This window comes from Pontibacter sp. CAU 1760, assembly GCF_054482735.1.
Window position 1 is genome coordinate 163469 of record NZ_JBTLRL010000007.1, and the last position, 16768, is coordinate 180236.

Annotated in this window: 16 protein-coding genes; 12 read left to right on the forward strand and 4 right to left on the reverse strand. The window is 50.8% G+C overall.

The window, feature by feature from the left end:
- The first annotated feature begins 54 nt into the window (after nucleotides 1–54).
- The 9 genes from ACXYMU_RS11900 (at nucleotide 55) to ACXYMU_RS11940 (ending at nucleotide 10743) form a co-directional block, all read left to right on the forward strand.
- Complete coding sequence (locus ACXYMU_RS11900) at nucleotides 55–1794, forward strand: pseudouridine synthase (protein ID WP_458986616.1); 1740 nt, start codon at nucleotides 55–57, stop codon at nucleotides 1792–1794.
- Nucleotides 1795–1803: 9 nt separating this feature from the next.
- Nucleotides 1804–2523, forward strand: coding sequence for a type III pantothenate kinase (locus tag ACXYMU_RS11905; protein WP_458986617.1), 720 nt, complete (start codon nucleotides 1804–1806; stop codon nucleotides 2521–2523).
- A complete protein-coding gene (locus ACXYMU_RS11910; RefSeq protein ID WP_458986618.1) occupies nucleotides 2516–3796 on the forward strand; it encodes an OmpP1/FadL family transporter in 1281 nt (426 codons plus the stop codon). The genes ACXYMU_RS11905 and ACXYMU_RS11910 overlap by 8 nt, the downstream gene beginning before the upstream one ends.
- Before the next feature lie 147 nt (nucleotides 3797–3943).
- The gene (gene lptC, locus ACXYMU_RS11915; RefSeq protein ID WP_458986619.1) at nucleotides 3944–4480 is read left to right on the forward strand and encodes an LPS export ABC transporter periplasmic protein LptC; all 537 of its coding nucleotides are present in this window, start codon (nucleotides 3944–3946) and stop codon (nucleotides 4478–4480) included.
- A complete protein-coding gene (locus ACXYMU_RS11920; protein WP_458986620.1) occupies nucleotides 4480–4656 on the forward strand; it encodes a hypothetical protein in 177 nt (58 codons plus the stop codon). Before lptC ends, ACXYMU_RS11920 begins: the two co-directional genes overlap by 1 nt.
- Before the next feature lie 25 nt (nucleotides 4657–4681).
- A complete protein-coding gene (locus ACXYMU_RS11925; protein WP_458986621.1) occupies nucleotides 4682–5983 on the forward strand; it encodes a hemolysin family protein in 1302 nt (433 codons plus the stop codon).
- A 74-nt stretch (nucleotides 5984–6057) separates the two neighbouring features.
- Nucleotides 6058–8166 (forward strand): peptidylprolyl isomerase, encoded by a 2109-nt coding sequence (locus ACXYMU_RS11930; protein ID WP_458986622.1) that lies wholly within the window; start codon nucleotides 6058–6060, stop codon nucleotides 8164–8166.
- A gap of 42 nt (nucleotides 8167–8208) precedes the next feature.
- Entirely contained in the window at nucleotides 8209–8667 is a 459-nt protein-coding gene (locus ACXYMU_RS11935; protein WP_458986623.1) for a DoxX family protein, read from the forward strand.
- A 258-nt stretch (nucleotides 8668–8925) separates the two neighbouring features.
- The gene (locus ACXYMU_RS11940) at nucleotides 8926–10743 is read left to right on the forward strand and encodes a tetratricopeptide repeat protein (RefSeq protein WP_458986624.1); all 1818 of its coding nucleotides are present in this window, start codon (nucleotides 8926–8928) and stop codon (nucleotides 10741–10743) included.
- A 270-nt stretch (nucleotides 10744–11013) separates the two neighbouring features.
- On the opposite strand, the gene ACXYMU_RS11945 is transcribed toward ACXYMU_RS11940, so the two are convergent.
- From ACXYMU_RS11945 to ACXYMU_RS11955, 3 genes are all read right to left on the reverse strand, one after another.
- The gene (locus ACXYMU_RS11945) at nucleotides 11014–11337 is read right to left on the reverse strand and encodes a type II toxin-antitoxin system PemK/MazF family toxin (RefSeq protein WP_458986625.1); all 324 of its coding nucleotides are present in this window, start codon (nucleotides 11335–11337) and stop codon (nucleotides 11014–11016) included.
- Nucleotides 11328–11573 (reverse strand): AbrB/MazE/SpoVT family DNA-binding domain-containing protein, encoded by a 246-nt coding sequence (locus tag ACXYMU_RS11950; protein WP_458986626.1) that lies wholly within the window; start codon nucleotides 11571–11573, stop codon nucleotides 11328–11330. The genes ACXYMU_RS11945 and ACXYMU_RS11950 overlap by 10 nt, the downstream gene beginning before the upstream one ends.
- 149 nt (nucleotides 11574–11722) lie before the next feature.
- A complete protein-coding gene (locus tag ACXYMU_RS11955) occupies nucleotides 11723–12274 on the reverse strand; it encodes a hypothetical protein (protein WP_458986627.1) in 552 nt (183 codons plus the stop codon).
- 499 nt (nucleotides 12275–12773) lie between these two features.
- Here ACXYMU_RS11955 and recJ point away from each other — a divergent pair, with 499 nt between their 5' ends.
- The gene (gene recJ, locus ACXYMU_RS11960) at nucleotides 12774–14480 is read left to right on the forward strand and encodes a single-stranded-DNA-specific exonuclease RecJ (protein ID WP_458986628.1); all 1707 of its coding nucleotides are present in this window, start codon (nucleotides 12774–12776) and stop codon (nucleotides 14478–14480) included.
- A gap of 122 nt (nucleotides 14481–14602) precedes the next feature.
- Here recJ and ACXYMU_RS11965 read toward each other — a convergent pair whose 3' ends face one another.
- Nucleotides 14603–15421 carry a glycoside hydrolase family 25 protein gene (locus ACXYMU_RS11965; RefSeq protein WP_458986629.1) on the reverse strand — a complete coding sequence of 273 codons (819 nt, stop codon included), beginning with the start codon at nucleotides 15419–15421 and terminating at the stop codon, nucleotides 14603–14605.
- Between the two features lie 184 nt (nucleotides 15422–15605).
- Between ACXYMU_RS11965 and lptB the strand changes: the two genes are divergently transcribed.
- A complete protein-coding gene (gene lptB / locus ACXYMU_RS11970) occupies nucleotides 15606–16337 on the forward strand; it encodes an LPS export ABC transporter ATP-binding protein (RefSeq protein WP_458986630.1) in 732 nt (243 codons plus the stop codon).
- 40 nt (nucleotides 16338–16377) lie between these two features.
- On the forward strand, nucleotides 16378–16758 hold the full coding sequence (locus ACXYMU_RS11975) for a four helix bundle protein (RefSeq protein WP_458986631.1): 381 nt from the start codon (nucleotides 16378–16380) through the stop codon (nucleotides 16756–16758).
- The last annotated feature ends 10 nt before the right edge of the window (nucleotides 16759–16768 follow it).

Here is a 16768-nt window from a genome sequence, read left to right on the forward strand (position 1 = left end):
TACTGCACATTATACAAGGTACAGTAGCGATACTGCATCCATAACTATATTACCATGGCAAGAGAAAACGAAAGACCTGACCGCGACAACGCAGGGGCAGGCAGAAGAGGCGCTGACAGAAATTCTTCTGGCAGGCCAGCTAGTAACGACCGCGACGGCAAGAAAATATTTAACCGAAAAGATAAGTACGATCGCCCAGACTACAGAGGAGGACGGGATGACCGCCGCTCATTCGGGTCTGACAGAGGCTCAAGTGACCGCAGGGATGCTGGCGAACGACGGTCATTTAATTCAGACCGCCCTAGCCGCGAAGGTGGTGACCGCAGGCCATACAACGCCAACCGTGAAGGCGGTGAGCGCCGCTCGTTTGGCGACCGCAAGGAAGGTGGCGAAAAGCGCTCTTATGGAGAGAGAAGAGAGGGCGGCGAACGCAGACCGTTCAACCCGGACCGCAAAGAGGGTGGCGAGCGCCGTAACTTTAACGATAGAAACCAGGGCGGCGAAAGACGCCCTTACAATGCAGACCGCCCGGACAGACGCAACAACGACAGAGGCGGTTTTGGCACTGACAGAAGAGATGACCGCCGTGGCGGTGAGAGAAGCGAGCGTCGTCCGTTTGGCACAGACCGCCCGGAAAGACGCGAAGGGGACGAAAGACGCAGCTTCAGCAGTGATCGCCCGCGACGCGACGATAGCGAACGAAAATCATTCAGCGACCGCAGAGCAGATGGCGAGCGCCGTTCTTTCAACGCAGACCGCCCAGACAGGAGAGAAGGTGGTGAAAGACGCTCTTTTGGCAGCGACAGTCGCGAAGGAGGGTATAAAAAACCATACGGCACTGATCGCAGAGATGACGGTGACCGCCGCCCGGCCCGTGATGGCAAGCCAGCGTTTGGCGAAAAGCGCAGCCATGGCGACAGAGACTCTAAGACCAAGAGTTTTGGAAACCGTGGCCGCACCACGCCAAGCCGCTTCGACGAAAGCAACCAAGAGGAGCCAAAAGCACCTACGTATAACCTGACCCGTTACAACGACAATCCGCGCATCAAAAAAAGCAACCGCAGAGAGGAAGATGAGGACAGCGACGGATCAATCCGTTTGAACCGTTTCATCGCCAATGCCGGTATCTGCTCGCGCCGCGAGGCTGACCTGCTGATTGAGGCTGGTGAAATCAAAGTGAACGGTGAGGTAGTAAAGGAGATGGGCTTTAAAGTGCAGCTAACTGACAATGTGCAGTACGGCAAAAAGATCCTGAACCGCGAAAAACTGGTGTATGTGCTCCTGAACAAGCCAAAGGACTTCCTGACCACCACGGATGACCCGGAAGGCCGCAAGACGGTGATGGACCTGGTGGCCAATGCCTCTACGGAGCGTATTTTCCCGGTAGGCCGCTTAGACCGCAATACCACCGGACTGTTGTTGTTCACCAACGATGGCGAACTGGCTCAGAAGTTGACGCACCCATCTAACGGAATCAAGAAGATATACCAGGTAGAGCTGGACAAGCCGATTACTAAAGCGGACTTCCAGAAAGTATCAGAAGGTTTGGAGCTGGAAGATGGCAAAGTGGAGGTAGATGACCTGGCCCTGCTTGGCGAGTCAAATAAGTTCTTGGGTATAGAGATACACGTTGGCCGTAATCGCATCGTGCGCCGCATTTTCGAGCATTTGGGCTACGAGGTTATTACCCTGGACCGTGTGCAGTATGCTGGCCTGATCAAGAAGGACCTGCCGCGCGGCAACTGGCGTTACCTCACCGAGAAAGAAGTAATCCGTCTGAAATACTTTATGTAGGAAATACCTATGCGCAACCTTGCCATCGACATCGGGAATACCGGCACTAAATACGGCATCTTTGAAGGAGACGCACTGGTAGCACAAGGATATTTTGAAGGGCAGGACGCACTGCCGGAGGCCTTGCAGGCACAGGTCTTTGACCATGCCATTATCGCCTCGGTAGCGCAAAGTGGCCTGCCCATGCAGCAGAGGCTGTCTGTAACCGGTAAGCTCGTGGAGCTTTCGGCGCAGACAGCCTTGCCTGTTTCTAACCTGTACAAAACCCCGCAGACGCTGGGTGTAGACAGGATTGCGGCTGCTGTGGGGGCTAATTACCTTTTCCCAGAGCGCAATTGCCTCGTTTTTGACGCTGGCACCTGCATCACGCATGACTTTGTTGACCAGCATGGCCAGTACCACGGGGGCGGTATCTCACCGGGGCTTACCATGAAATTCAAGGCGCTGCACACTTTTACCCAGCGCCTGCCGTTAGTTCAGCGAACCGGAGACGCGTTTCCGCTGACAGGGCAAACAACCGAAGAGTCGATCCGGAGCGGTGTGCTGGCAGGCACAGTGGCCGAGCTGAATGGTTTTATACAGGCTTACTCCGAGAAAGCTGTTGATCTGGTGGTAGTCCTTTGTGGAGGCGACGCAGGATTTTTTGAAAGTAACTTAAAAGGACGCATCTTTGTAATTCCTGAACTGGTCTTAATCGGGCTTCACAGAATATTGACATATAATGTATAAGACATTTCGAGTATTGATAGGCATGGCCGTGTTATGCTTTGCGCATACGGCACAGGCACAGCTTATCAGCAACACTCCGTACTCCCGCCTTGGGCTTGGTGAAATCAACGAAAATTACGGAAACATCCGCACGGCTGGTATGGCTGGGGTAGGCGTTAGCGCCGCCAACAGCTACCAGATAAACAGCTCTAACCCGGCACTGCTTTTCTATAACAGCATCACCAATTTCGATATGGGTATAGCTGGGCAGGTGAAGCGCGTGAAAACGGAGTCGGCCTCGCAGCGTGATGCCAACGGCAACCTGCATAACCTGTCGCTTGCGGTGCCGCTATCAAAGCGCTGGAGCTCTGCGGTGGGCTTGCGGCCCTTCTCCACGGTTAATTACGAAACCTCAGTTTCGGCTGCGGTAGAAGGCAACCCGGAGGCAACTATAATCAGAGAGTATGTGGGCAGCGGTGGCTTGTCTGAAGTATACTTTGGCCATGGCGTAAAAATTGCTGGCGGCCTCACAGTAGGCGGTAGCGCTTCTTACGTTTTCGGAAACGTCGCCAGCGAGTCCGGCAGCATCATATCCGATCCGTCGCAGGAATCTGTGGCCCAGGAGCGTGTTGCCATCATCAACAGCATCAATTATGGCGGCTTCCTGTTCAAGGCAGGTACAAACTACCGGCAGAAGCTCTCGGATAAGTTATTTATGAGCGTGGGCGGCGTGTATACGTTTAATACCGAGTTGAACGCTGAGCGAAAAATGTCTTTTGAGCGCCTGACACAGACAAACCCAGTACTGAGCGATAGCAGCGAGAGCAAGGTGAACCTGCCAGCAAATTATAAGTTTGGTTTCAGCGTGGACAATGGCTCTAACTTGACGCTGGCCGCAGATTTTGCCAGGTATAAATGGTCGGAGTTCCGCAATTTTGATGGCTCAAACGAAGGCCTGCGCGATAGCTACCGGGTGGCTGTAGGAGGGGAGTACACCCCCGATGCAAACGCCATCGACAGCTACTTTAAGCGCATCATGTACCGTGGGGGCGTGTATTACAGCAAAACCCCTTACGAAATCAATGGCACAGGCATCACCGATAAGGGTGTTACCGCCGGGGCCATGTTCCCGATTGGCCGCTCTACCATTTATGATATGTACCAACTCAATGTCTCGGTAGGGTATGGGCAGCGTGGCACCACTGAAAGCAGCCTTGTAAAGGAAGACTATTTGCAGTTTGGGCTAGGCTTTACTGTGAACAGCAGGTGGTTCATCAAACGAAGAATAGACTAATTGCCGCAAGCAGAAGCGATAGTATACACCAAAGGCCGTTTAGACAAGCGGCCTTTGGTGTATACTATCGCTTCTGACAATCAGCCTCAGGGTAGCACAATCAACACATAATTTGCTAAATTCACACCAAACAGAGCACACTGAAGAATGCGAAGCGCATGGATAGCCTTGCTGCTGATGGGGATTTCCTTTATCGGTGTAGGCTGCAAAGATGATTTGAAAGACCCGGACAAGGAGAAAAAGTATACGGGCCCGACCATCGAGAACCACGATGTGATAACCCTGTACAGCGACTCGGCCAAGCTGTTGATCAAGTTGCAGGCCCCCTTGCAGCAGGAGTTTGAGACCGGCGACGGCGTTTTTCCGGATGGGCTTTTTGTGGAGTTTTTCGAAGAAGGCAGGCAGGTAACCTCTACCCTGAAAGCCAACTACGGCAAGCAGGACCGCAACAAAAGCCTGTTTCTGGCACGGGGAAACGTGATGGTGGAGAACCTGGCCAAGAAGGAGAAGCTGGAAACAGAGGAGCTGTTCTGGGACAAGCGCCGGGCCAAAATCTACACCGACAAGTTTGTGCGCATCACAACCCCCGAGCAGATTATCATGGGCAACGGCCTGCGGGCCAACCAGGACTTCTCGAATTACAGAATAACCGACGTGACCGGTATTATTGAACTGGAAGAATAATGAACCAAAGGCTAACCAATATAATTTTGCTTTCGCTGTCGTTTGTGGTGATGGTGATTGGCGTGCACCGAAGCATGGTGGAGGACGATATCATAGGCAACTACTGGCTATACATGATCGGGCTGGTGCTGTTTATGCTTTACTATTACCGCAAAAAAAACAGAAATGGCGCTTAGCCCTTTTCAGACCTGATGCCCCTGTATGATAGACCCCAGTCAGATTGTCGTCCTTATTGCTGCCCTCTTGTTCTCTGCCTTTTTCTCTGGCATCGAGATGGCGTTTATGGCTGCCAATAAAATACAGATTGAGCTAAACGAAAAAAACGGGGAGCTTTCGGGCCGGATACTGGGCTTTTTGCTGAAGCGCCCTGCCCGCCTGATGGCCACCATCCTGATCGGCAACACGCTGTCGCTGGTGCTGTATGGCCTGGCGATTGCCGGGGTGCTGCACCAACTGCTGATGGCCTACCTGCCCGATGCGCTGCAACTGGGCCTGCTGATCCTGTTCCTGCAAATTGCGATAGCGTCGGTGGTGGTGGTGCTTACGGCTGAGTTTTTGCCCCGTAGCCTCTTCGCCATCGACCCCAACCACATGCTGCAAGTGCTGGCAGTGCCTTTTCTGCTGGTATACTACCTGCTATACCCGGTAGTGGTGCTGATTGTGGGACTCAGCAAATGGGTGGCCGAAAAGTTATTCCGGATCGAGTTTTCGGAGGAAAAGCCGGTGTTTGGCTATACCGACCTGAACTCATTTATCAAAAACCACCTTTACCACCCCGAGCAGGAAGATGCCCCGGAGGTAGACCCGCTCATCTTCCACAATGCCCTGGACTTTAAAACCGTGAAGGTGCGAGAGTGTATGGTGCCGCGCACAGAAGTAAAGGCCGTGGAGCTAGAGGCAACCGTGGAGCAGCTCGGCAAAGCCTTTGTCGAGACCGGGCACTCGAAAATACTGATTTACGAAGACTCCATCGACAACATCATCGGTTACTGCCACCAACTGGCCATGTTTAAGCAGCCTAAGAGCATCTCCGAGATTATGGCCCCGGTGAGTATGGTGCCGGAGAGCATGCTGGCCAGCGAGCTGTTCGTGAAGTTTGTATCGGAGCACCGCAGCGTGGCTGTGGTAGTAGATGAGTTTGGGGGCACCTCGGGCATCGTGACGGTGGAGGACGTGATCGAGGAGATTTTCGGGGAGATAGAAGACGAGTATGATGTGAACCAGGCCTTGCTGGAGCAGGTGCTACCAGACAAGGGTATTTACGTGCTGAGCGGGCGCCATGAAATAGATTACCTGAATGAGAAACACCAGCTAGAACTGCCCGAGGGAGACTATGAAACCTTAGGCGGGCTAGTTTTGTCTGTATTCGGGGAGATACCGCTGCCGGGCGACCAGGTATCGGTGCCACCCTACACGATCAGTATTCTGACCATGGATGAGAATCGCATTGACGCGGTGAAGCTGGTAAAAAACACAGACAATCAGGCAGATGCTGCAAGCTGAAGTGATATATAAAAATTTTGAATTTTAGCGCGATTAGCCTTATTTTGCACAATCCTTTTATATTTAAATAAAGAATGGCATTAATTAACAAGATTAGAGAGAAGTCTGGTTGGGCTGTAGGCGCCATTGCCATCGGGCTTGGTGTTTTTGTGGTAGGCGGAGACCTGCTTGGCCCTAACTCAAGACTTTTGGGTAATAACTCGAACACGATTGGCGAAATTGCCGGCGAGGAGATCGATTACCAGGAGTTCGATCAGGTACTGCAGCAGGCAAAAGCTGATTACGAGAACCGTACTGGCCGTGCCGCCAACGAGGGCGAACTGGCCATGCTGCGTGAGCAGGCCTGGAACCAGCTGATCTTTAAGATTGCGCTTCAAAAAGAATACGATCGCCTGGGCATTGTCGTGACAGAGGAAGAACTGGCAGACATGGTGCAGGGCAACAACATACACCCGGCTGTTAAGCAGGCCTTCACTAACCCGGAGACCGGTGAGTTTGACCGCAACCAGATTGTGCAGTATCTGCAGAACCTGGACCAGATGGGCCCTAATGCCCGTCCAATGTGGGTTAGCTTTGAGCAGAGCCTGTATGGCGACCGCCTGCAGTCGAAGTATATGAACCTGCTGAGCAAGACGGTATACGTAACCGATGCCGAGGCAAAGCACTTCTACAAGGCGCAGAATGCAGCGGCAAGCATCAAGGCACTTTATGTGCCTTATTTCAGTGTAACGGATTCTTCGGTGCAGGTAACCGATGCGCAACTGAAAGACTACTACGAGCGCAACAAAGAGCTCTACAAGGTAGAAGACGGCCGTTCCATTGAGTTTGTGACCATTCCGGTGACAGCCTCCGGCGAGGACAGCACTTACCTGAGCCAGGAAATCAGCACTTTGTCGCAGCAGTTTGCCGCCTCCACCAACGACTCCGCTTTTGTGAATGCAAATTCTGACGTTCCGTTTGATGGTAGCTACCGTAACCCGGGGGAGTTGCCAACGCAGTTGCGCAACCAACTGCCGTTGCAGGAAGGCAAAGTATATGGCCCATACGCTGAGAATGGCACACAGGCGCTCTACAAAATAGTAGATGCTAAAGAAGGTGATGCAGCTGTAAAAGCAAGCCATATCCTGATCCGTCCGGAAAACGATTCACCAGAGGCGAAAGCAGCTGCTCAAACCAAGGCACAGGATGTTCTGGCGCAGATTAAAAACGGTGCTGACTTCGCGCAGATGGCAGCACAGCACGGCACAGACGGCACGGCCTCTACAGGCGGTGACCTGGGTTGGTTTGCCAAAGGACGCATGGTTCCTGCATTTGATGCCGCCGTATTCAGTGCTTCCGGTCCGGGCCTGTTGCCAAACCTGGTAGAGACAGAGTATGGTTTCCATATCGTGAAGATTACAGCTCCTAAGACAACGCAGACGTATAAAATTGCGGCTATGCAGCGTGCCATCGAGGCAAGTGAGTCTACTCGCGACGCAGCTTACGGTATTGCCGACGAACTGGCAGGCACAAGCGGTAGCGCAGAGGAGTTCAGAGCGAATGCAGCCAAGAATCCTGCTTTAGTTAAAGAAGAGGCCTCTGCAATTGGCAAGAACAACATCGTGGTGAACAACCTGAACAATGCCCGCGAACTGGTGCGTTGGACTTATGCCAAAGACACAGAAGTTGGCGACGTGTCTCCGGTTTTCGAGATCGACGATCAGTTTGTGGTAGCCACCCTTACAAAGAAGCGCGAGAAAGGCTATGCTAGCATCGAGGACATCAAAGACGAGCTGACTGCCGCTGTTCGCAATGAGGTGAAGGCCCAGCAGATCATCGCGAAGCTGAAAGGCCAGAAGGGCACGTTAGATGAGATTGCAGCAAGCTATGGCGCTGATGCCGTGGTTAGAACTGCCGATAACGTGACGTTGGCATCTTCTAGCATCCCAGGTTTGGGCGTAGAGCCGGTAGCTGTTGGCAAGGCTTTTGGCCTGAAGCCAGGTGCCCGCACGGCTCCGTTTGAGGGCCAGGGTGGTGTGCTGATGGTAGAACTTACGCAACTGACGCCAGCTCCGGAAATCAACGACTTCTCGAACGTAAAAGAGCAAATGCGCAGCCAGCGTAGCAGCCGTACCGAGAACAATGCTTTCGAAGCTATTAAAGAAAAAGCAGATATTACAGATAACCGCGTTCGCTTCTTCTAAGAGGGAGCTTACGGCAGCAGTGACATCTTCAAAAAGCGTTTTGTGAACAAGATCTTCAACATCACCTACAACAGAACTATAGCCGACGTATGGCTGCTTCTGCTACGCCTGAGCATCGGTGGCTTTATGCTGACACACGGCATACCTAAGCTGCAGACGCTGCTGGCAGGTGGCGAGATACAGTTCTTCGATTTCCTGGGCATTGGTGCGACAGCTTCCTTAGCCTTGGCCGTGTTCGGAGAAGTAATCTGCTCCGGGTTGTTGATGTTGGGCCTGGCAACACGCTTTGCCAGTCTGGGTTTGGTGATCACGATGGGAGTGGCAGCATTTATACGTCACAACGAAGACCCATTCGCTAAAAAGGAACAAGCATTGTTGTACCTGCTGATTTATCTGACTTTATTGGTATTTGGCCCCGGCCTTTATTCTGTTGATGGCGCTATAAGCGGCAATTCAGCCAGAAAAACGCGGGCAGCACGGGCACGAAGTAACGCCTGGTAAAGCCGAAAGATAACTGCATCAATCATAACAAGAAAAGCCGCCCTCAAAGCGGCTTTTCTTGTTATAGGGCACCGGAACCACGCCACTACTGTCTAGCCACGCCGCAAGAAATCTTAAACCGATTCCGTATATTCATAGTTAAACAAACAACAGGCGCCGAAGCTGGTTTTCAGGTTCCTGGAGGGCCAAGCCAATACAGCTACATTGCTCCTGGCACCTGTATACAAATTCGCCGCCATTTACCGTTTTAAGAACACAATGCTAATCAGACTATACCATACCTTCGTGTTTGCGCTTCTGCTGCTTGTTGCCATGCCATCGGCGAAGGCGCAGCAGCAGGAACTGGAGCTGGCCCGCCAGTACATGAGCCAGGGCGAGTATGCCAAGGCGGCTCCCTTGTATGAGAAGCTGATGGCCGAGCAAAGGCTGGTCGGTGTTGTTTACCCAGATTACCTGAAGGTATTATTGGCGCAGCGGGAGTACAAAGAGGCAGAGAAGCTAGTCAGGAAGACGATGAAGCGCTATGCCAACAATCCGAGCTTTGAGGTGGACCTAGGGTTAGTATACCAGGCGGCAGGCGATAAGGCCGCGGCCACCAAGCAGTTCGAGAAAGTGATTGGCAACATCTCCGGGGAGACGGTCATTGCGGTGGCAAATGCCTTCATGCAGAACGAACTCTACGACTATACCGAGAAGGCTTATCTGAAAGGGCGGCAGTTGGCAAACGACCCGCTTGCTTTCAACCGCCCGCTGATTGCCCTTTACCGTTACCGGCGTAAGACAGAGGAGATGATAAAGGAAGCCCTTACCCTGCTGCAAAGCGAGGAAAACGAATTGGGCTATGTACAGAGCATGCTGCAAAGCAGTATGCAGGACGAAAAGCACTTCGACAAGCTGGAACAAGCCCTGATCTTACAGGTGCAGCAGCACCCAGACAAATTGTCGTTTAACGAGCTGCTGATATGGCTTTACATGCAGCGCCGCGATTTTTACAGTGCCCTGCTGCAGGCCCGCGCCGTAGACAAGCGTACCCGCAGCGGAGGTGTCCGGGTGATGGAGTTAGGCACTATCAGTTTGAAGAATAACGATTACCAGGGAGCTATTGAGGCCTTTGAGTACATTGTGCGGGAATATCCGGAAGGGCCATACTACCTGGTGGCCAGGCAGCGGCTCATCAACGCCCGCGAGGAGCAGGTGCAGCATACCTTCCCGGTGAGCCAAGAGAAGATCAGGGCCTTGCTGGCAGACTACGAGGCACTGCTAACAGAGGTGGGCCGCCGGCCGGAAACGGTAGAGGTGCTGCAGCACATGGCAGGCTTGTATGCGTTTTACCTGGATGACAAAGAAAAGGCTATAACGCTGCTTCAGGAGGCTATTGAGATGCCCCGTGCCAATGCCAATCTGGTAGCCGACAGTAAACTGACGCTGGGGGATATTTACTTGCTGAAAGGAGAGCCTTGGGAAAGTACGCTGTTATACTCGCAGGTAGAGAAGTCGCATAAGGAAACCACGATTGGCCATGAGGCCAAGCTGCGCAATGCCCGCCTAAATTATTACAAAGGAGATTTTGAGCTGGCGCAGGCACACCTCGACATCCTGAAGCTGGCCACGAGCCGCGAGATAGCCAATGATGCCATGGACCTGAGCCTGCTGATCACCGACAACACAGGGCTCGACACCTCAACCGTGGCCATGGAAGAATACGCGGCCATCGACTTGCTGGTGTTCCAGAACAAGCTGCCGGAGGCGCTAGCTGCTCTGGATGCCATGCTAGAGAAATTCCCGGGGCATAGCCTAACGGACGAGGTATACTTCCAAAAAGCTAAGATTTATGAACGCACCGGTGATTTTGAGAAAGCAGTAGAGAACCTGCAGAAGATTGTGAGCAACCCGCAATATGACATTCTGAGCGATGATGCCCTGTACCGAATGGCCTATATATACGAAGAAAGCATTAAAGACAAAGAGAAGGCGCAACAGTTATACAACGACCTGCTTGTAAAGCACAAGGGGAGCATTTTTGCTGCCGAAGCCCGCAAGCGTTTCCGCAAGCTTCGGGGTGATGCCGTGAACTAACGTGTAATTGCCACTACTTGACCTGACATTACTGCTAATCTTGGTAGCAGAAGGCTTACAGGTTCATTTTTCTTTCGCAACCCCTCCATGTTTTAGTGAGAGGGGATTACGAAAGAAAAATGCTAAGAGGGAAATGTCAGGTAAAATATTGTTCAATGTCACAGAATGTAAGCTTACATCCTGACTATTGCAACTAATGGATTGTGCAGCCGAAGCCCTTAGCATCGCGAAGGGTTACGGCTACACCAGGTTACCTATCGTCGTTTTTTGTTAGTCCACAAAAGTTTCTTTTATCACACTTTTGCAGGAAGCGACTTCTGAAGGGTTTAGATTTCCTAGCACTTTAACAATGCGGACTTTATCAATAGTCCTTATCTGGTCGATCACGACCCACCCCACTTGATTGTTGTGCTTCACTTTCACACGAGTAGGATAGCTACGGCTCTTGGTGGTCATCGGCGCGATAACCACTGTTCTTAGGTTATGGTTAATCTCATCGGGGGATATCACTACACATGGCCTTGTTTTCTGTATTTCACTTCCGATTGTAGGGTCCAGATTGACCAGGATTATCTCATACTGACTTATTTCCATTCGTCAAAGCTTTCATCGCCTAACACATCATCCAGTAAAAGCTGGTCATCTCCGTTCTCATGCATTTTCCTGAACGCTTTGTCCCAGCCTTTCCTTGGATGCTCAATTGGCCTTAAAATAATCTGACCCTTTTCCAGTATTAGCTCAACTTTATCCTTGATGTTATATCTATCCAGAATGGACTTAGTCAAACGTAGTCCCTTGGAATTTCCTATTTGAATGATTGATACTTCCATAGTACTTCTATTTAACGTAATTACAAAGTTATTACGTTAACGCTAAATTACAAGGCAAAGTTCTATAGATTACTATGAGAGGTAACGGTACTCGTGCAGCCGAAGCCCGTAGCGTAGCAAGGGTTAAAGCTGCACTTGGTTAGCCCTTGTTATATTTTCACACCAATCTTCAGTAGTACTCCTGAATTGATATCTCCACTGAAGAAAGACTGGGTGAATACCTTTAACCCTAAGAGATATTTGCTCTTAACAGTGTAAGTATCTTCGAGAACAATATTGTACCCAAAGGAGCTTCTTTCACTAAAACCATATTCTATATCTATCTCTTCCCCTTTTGCATTACTTCTTGATGATAATACACGGACGTTTGACACATTTAGAACGGAAATGCCTGTACCTATTCTAAAGTCATTTCTTTTTGTGTTCTTGAAAGGAGAAAGGAATATATTTAGACTTCCTTGTATATAGGATGCTGTACCATGAACGCCTCTATTGCTTCTGCCATAATTCGCTGACAGCGCAGTGGTGAAGTATGAGTTTATGCTGTAGTTTAGTTCATTTTCTAACGTTATGGTTCTCCAATCCCCAGTACCGAGTATAGTACGACCTACTCCAAATCTAACGTCAAAATTCTTCGTTTCATGCTGTGCAAACAATGGCATACTAAAGAGAAGAAACACAAATAATAGGCTTGCTTTCATACTTTATGGATTAGTTAATATTTTAAAATTCGGGCTCACTAGTGTAAAAGCGTAGACATACAGTTGTTGGTACTATGTGCGTAGGTGGTTAAGATGTCTTTCGCCACGGTTCCCATAGAGGGTGGACCAACTACCTCGTAAATTCCTCATCTAAGATATAAATATTGCGGTTGTGTTTTCTATTGGAGCCAATTATATAGGCCTTTCCTATAAAGACAGTGGCTGTGAGCTACTTTGCGCAGGGGGTATGCGTCTTAGCCGAAGAAAATAACGAGGATCAGTATAAAAAGGATGAAGAAACCATACATGATCAGGTCGAGGGAATAATCCTTATACTTTTCATAAAGTTCTTTTAGTCGTTTCATGCCTTATCGGGTTGTAGTCCGGTAAAAGTACGAATTTCAGCCCGAAGGTCTTTGGCGACCTGCGGCGGTGTCGCTCGAAAATCACTCAAAATAGCTACCTTTGCAACCAATTATAAGTAGTGTAGCAGAAGCATATGGAGAAAAGGTGGGAATATAGCCAGGAGGCGCCGGCAGAGGTAGTAGTGCAACTTTCAGAGAGCCTCAAAATAAGCCCCACCCTTGCCAGCATCCTGTGCCAACGTGGCATCTGCACCTACGACGAAGCCAAGCAATACTTCCGCCCCAGCCTTTCTGAACTGCACGACCCTTTTCTGATGAAGGGCATGCACGATGCCGTGAACCGGCTGAACGAGGCGCTGCACAAGAGCGAGAAGATACTGGTGTACGGCGACTACGACGTAGACGGCACCACCTCGGTGGCGATGATGTACGGCTTCTTACGCGGCTACACCCACCAAATCGATTTTTACATTCCGGACAGGTATAAAGAAGGGTATGGCGTGTCGCAGCAGGGCATAGACTGGGCAGCGGAGCATGGCTTTTCCTTAATCATCAGCCTGGACTGCGGCATAAAGTCGGCAGACAAAGTAGCTTATGCCGCAGAGAAAGGCATCGATTTTATTATCTGTGACCATCACTTGCCAGACGACGACGTGCCACAGGCTGTGGCGGTGCTAGACCCCAAGCAGGTAGACTGCCCATACCCCTACAAAGAACTTTCTGGTTGCGGCGTGGGTTTTAAGCTGATCCAGGCCTTCTGTTTACAGAACGGCATCGATCAGGAAGAGGCCTACAAAGTACTGGACCTGCTGGTGGTGAGTATTGCGGCGGACATTGTGCCGATTACCGGGGAGAACCGTGTGCTGGCGCATTTTGGCCTTCGCCACCTGAACGGGCCGCAACCCATGCGCCCAGGCTTAGAAGCGCTGAAAGAGCTGGCCGCCATCACGCATGACATGGACATCACCAGCATCGTGTTCGGCTTTGCACCACGCATTAATGCGGCGGGCCGGATGGGCGATGCCAAGAACTCGGTGCGGATGCTGTTAGCCCAAACCAAGGACGAGGCGTTCAAGATGGCCGACATCATCAACGAATCGAACAAAGAGCGGCGTACCAAAGACTCCAACATCACCAAAGAAGCGCTTCAGATGATCGAGGAGGACGACTTCTTGCGCTCGGCAAACTCAACGGTGCTTTTCAAGGAGACGTGGCACAAAGGAGTGATCGGAATCGTGGCTTCCCGCTGCATCGAAAAGTATTACCGCCCCACCATCATCCTGACTGCTTCTAATGGCAAAGCCTCGGGGTCAGCCCGCTCGGTGCATGGCTTTAACGTGCACAACGCCATAGAGAGCTGCGCGGACCTGCTGGACCAGTTTGGAGGCCATATGTATGCCGCAGGGCTAACGATGCCCGTAGAGAACGTGCCAGCCTTCCGGGAGCGCTTTGAAGAGGTGGTGTCTAACACCATTACCGAAGAGCAGAAGATTCCGCAGATACAGATTGACGGCGAGATAAAACTGAACCAGATTACCCGCAACTTTTTCAACATCATCCGGCAGATGGAGCCGTTTGGGCCCGGCAACATGGGGCCGGTGTTTGTGTCGGAGTGCGTGTACGATACCGGCAGCGTACGTGTTGTAGGCGACTCGCACCTGAAGCTGCGCCTGACGCAGGATGGTTTCTACAACATCGATGCCATCGGCTTCGGCCTCAGCGATTATTATAAAGCCATCTCTAAAGGCATTCCGTTTGACGTGTGTTATACCGTAGAGGAAAACGTATACCGTGGCGTGATTTCCCTGCAGCTCCGCATCAAAGATATCCGGATAAAGTAAAAGGGGCTCCTGATCAGGAGCCCCTTTTACTTGTTATGAGTCTATTTCAACAGCAGCAACCCGCCGCGCATACCTCTTAATGCTTCTTCGGAAAACGAGCAACGAAGCGCGATTAACAAAACCTACGGTTGCGGGTACATATGCTTAAGCTGTTGCAGCGGGCTTGTTTGCTGCGCTACCAGGTCAGGGATGCATAGTTGGCTTAGGGCATCCACATCACCCAAAAAGAAGTTCATGTCTACGGCTGTATTGATGCCTGTTATTCTGCCTCTGTCGGTGTGCTGCCAGAACATCCAACTGTCGGTGTGGTGTACCTCGGGCTGCACAGCGCTATAGCGGGCAATCCAGAAATGGTAGTCCTGGAAATGGCCCTGCAGGTAGCGACGGTAATAGTTTTGGCTGGTATAGATGATTGGTTTTACGCCATAATGGGCTGTAACACCCTCCAGCCACGTTTTTATACCTGCCCGTAGCTGCGAGGCGCTAACTTGCGGGTCTGATACCTCTACATCTAATACCGGGGGTAAATCGCCGGGCTCAAGCACTACAGAGTTCGTGAACAGTTCGATCTGGCACTGCACCGGGGCCTCCGGCTTGTAAAAATGATAGGCTCCCCGCTTGATGCCGTGGCGCTTGGTCTCCTCCCAGTTTCGGGGAAAATACGGGTCCTGGCGAAAATCGCCTTGGGTCGCCTTCACAAACGCAAACGCTACCTGATCTTCCTTCACCAAAGCCCAGTTAACTTCTTTCTGCCAACGCGACACATCGATACCTATTATTGACGTAGCGGCAGTAGTGCGTTTGGCAGAAGTGGTATTCTCTGTGTCATCGTGGGCAGGCACGGCCTCAGGCACCGGCGTTGTGCCGGCATAGCCTGCCAGAAGCAGTAATCCAGAAAAAGCAAGCTTCTGACACACCGAAAAGAGTAGGGGCAATGGCATATAAAGTAAGATTAATATCAAGCGAGTTATAAGTTAACCATAATATACTGTTTGTGCAACACTTATTTATACGTTTATAGAGATTGTTACATAAGTTTAAATAGTAGGATTTCTGTTTAACCCGTTATAGGAGTGGCCGCTGCAATCGTTGCAGGATGCCGGCTTAATGTGTAATTTAGCCACAATGATACTAAGAGCAGAAAGCCTGATTAAGAAGTATAAATCGCGCGTTGTTGTGAACGATGTAAGCGTGGAGGTAAACCAGGGGGAGATTGTTGGTTTGTTGGGTCCTAACGGAGCCGGTAAAACTACTTCCTTCTACATGATAGTGGGGCTGGTAAAGCCAAACACAGGAAAAATATTCCTCGATCAAGAAGACATCACTAACCTGCCGATGTATAAGCGGGCCAAAAAGGGGGTAGGCTACCTGGCGCAGGAAGCATCGGTGTTCCGGCAACTGACAGTGGAGGAGAACATTATGGCGGTGCTGGAAATGACGGACCTGCCCAAGCAAGAGCAGCACGAGAAAGTAGAAGCATTGCTAGAGGAGTTCTCGCTGACGCACGTGCGCAAGAACAAGGGCATTGTGCTGTCGGGTGGTGAGCGCCGCCGCACCGAAATTGCCCGCGCCCTGGCCGTAGACCCTAAGTTCGTGCTGCTGGACGAGCCATTCGCCGGGGTAGACCCCATTGCGGTGGAAGAGATACAGAGCATCGTGGCCAAACTTAAGAGTAAGAACATCGGCATCCTGATCACCGACCACAACGTAAACGAGACCCTCTCCATCACTGACCGCGCTTACCTGCTGTTCGAAGGCAAGATCCTGAAATCCGGTACCGCCGAAGAGCTGGCCGCCGACGAGCAGGTACGCCGCGTATACCTCGGCAAGCACTTCGAGTTGAAGCGGAAGGTATAAAATTGCTAATTGTTAATTGTTTTTTCCGTATGCACTATTCATGCAAGAGAAAAAGCATCTTCAGCTCAATGATCTGGACGTTTATAAATCAGCGTTTAACTTAAGCAACTATGTTTGGGCAAAGGTAGAGCGGTGGGATTACTTCGCTAAGAAAAGTATCGGGATGCAGTTTGTAACGGCTGTAGACAGCATTTCTGCCAACATTGCCGAGGGCTTCGGGAGGTATGGGAAAAAGGATAAAATTAACTTTTATCGTTACGCCAGAGGCTCCATTTATGAATGTCTGGACTGGAATGAAAAATGCCGCGTTAGGAAACTACTTCAGCAGGAGGAGTATGAGCATATCTTTGCTGTATTACAACAGCTGCCTCGGATGATAAATGGTTTGATAAAGCTAACAAATGACAATTTGAACGTATAGCATCAAATCA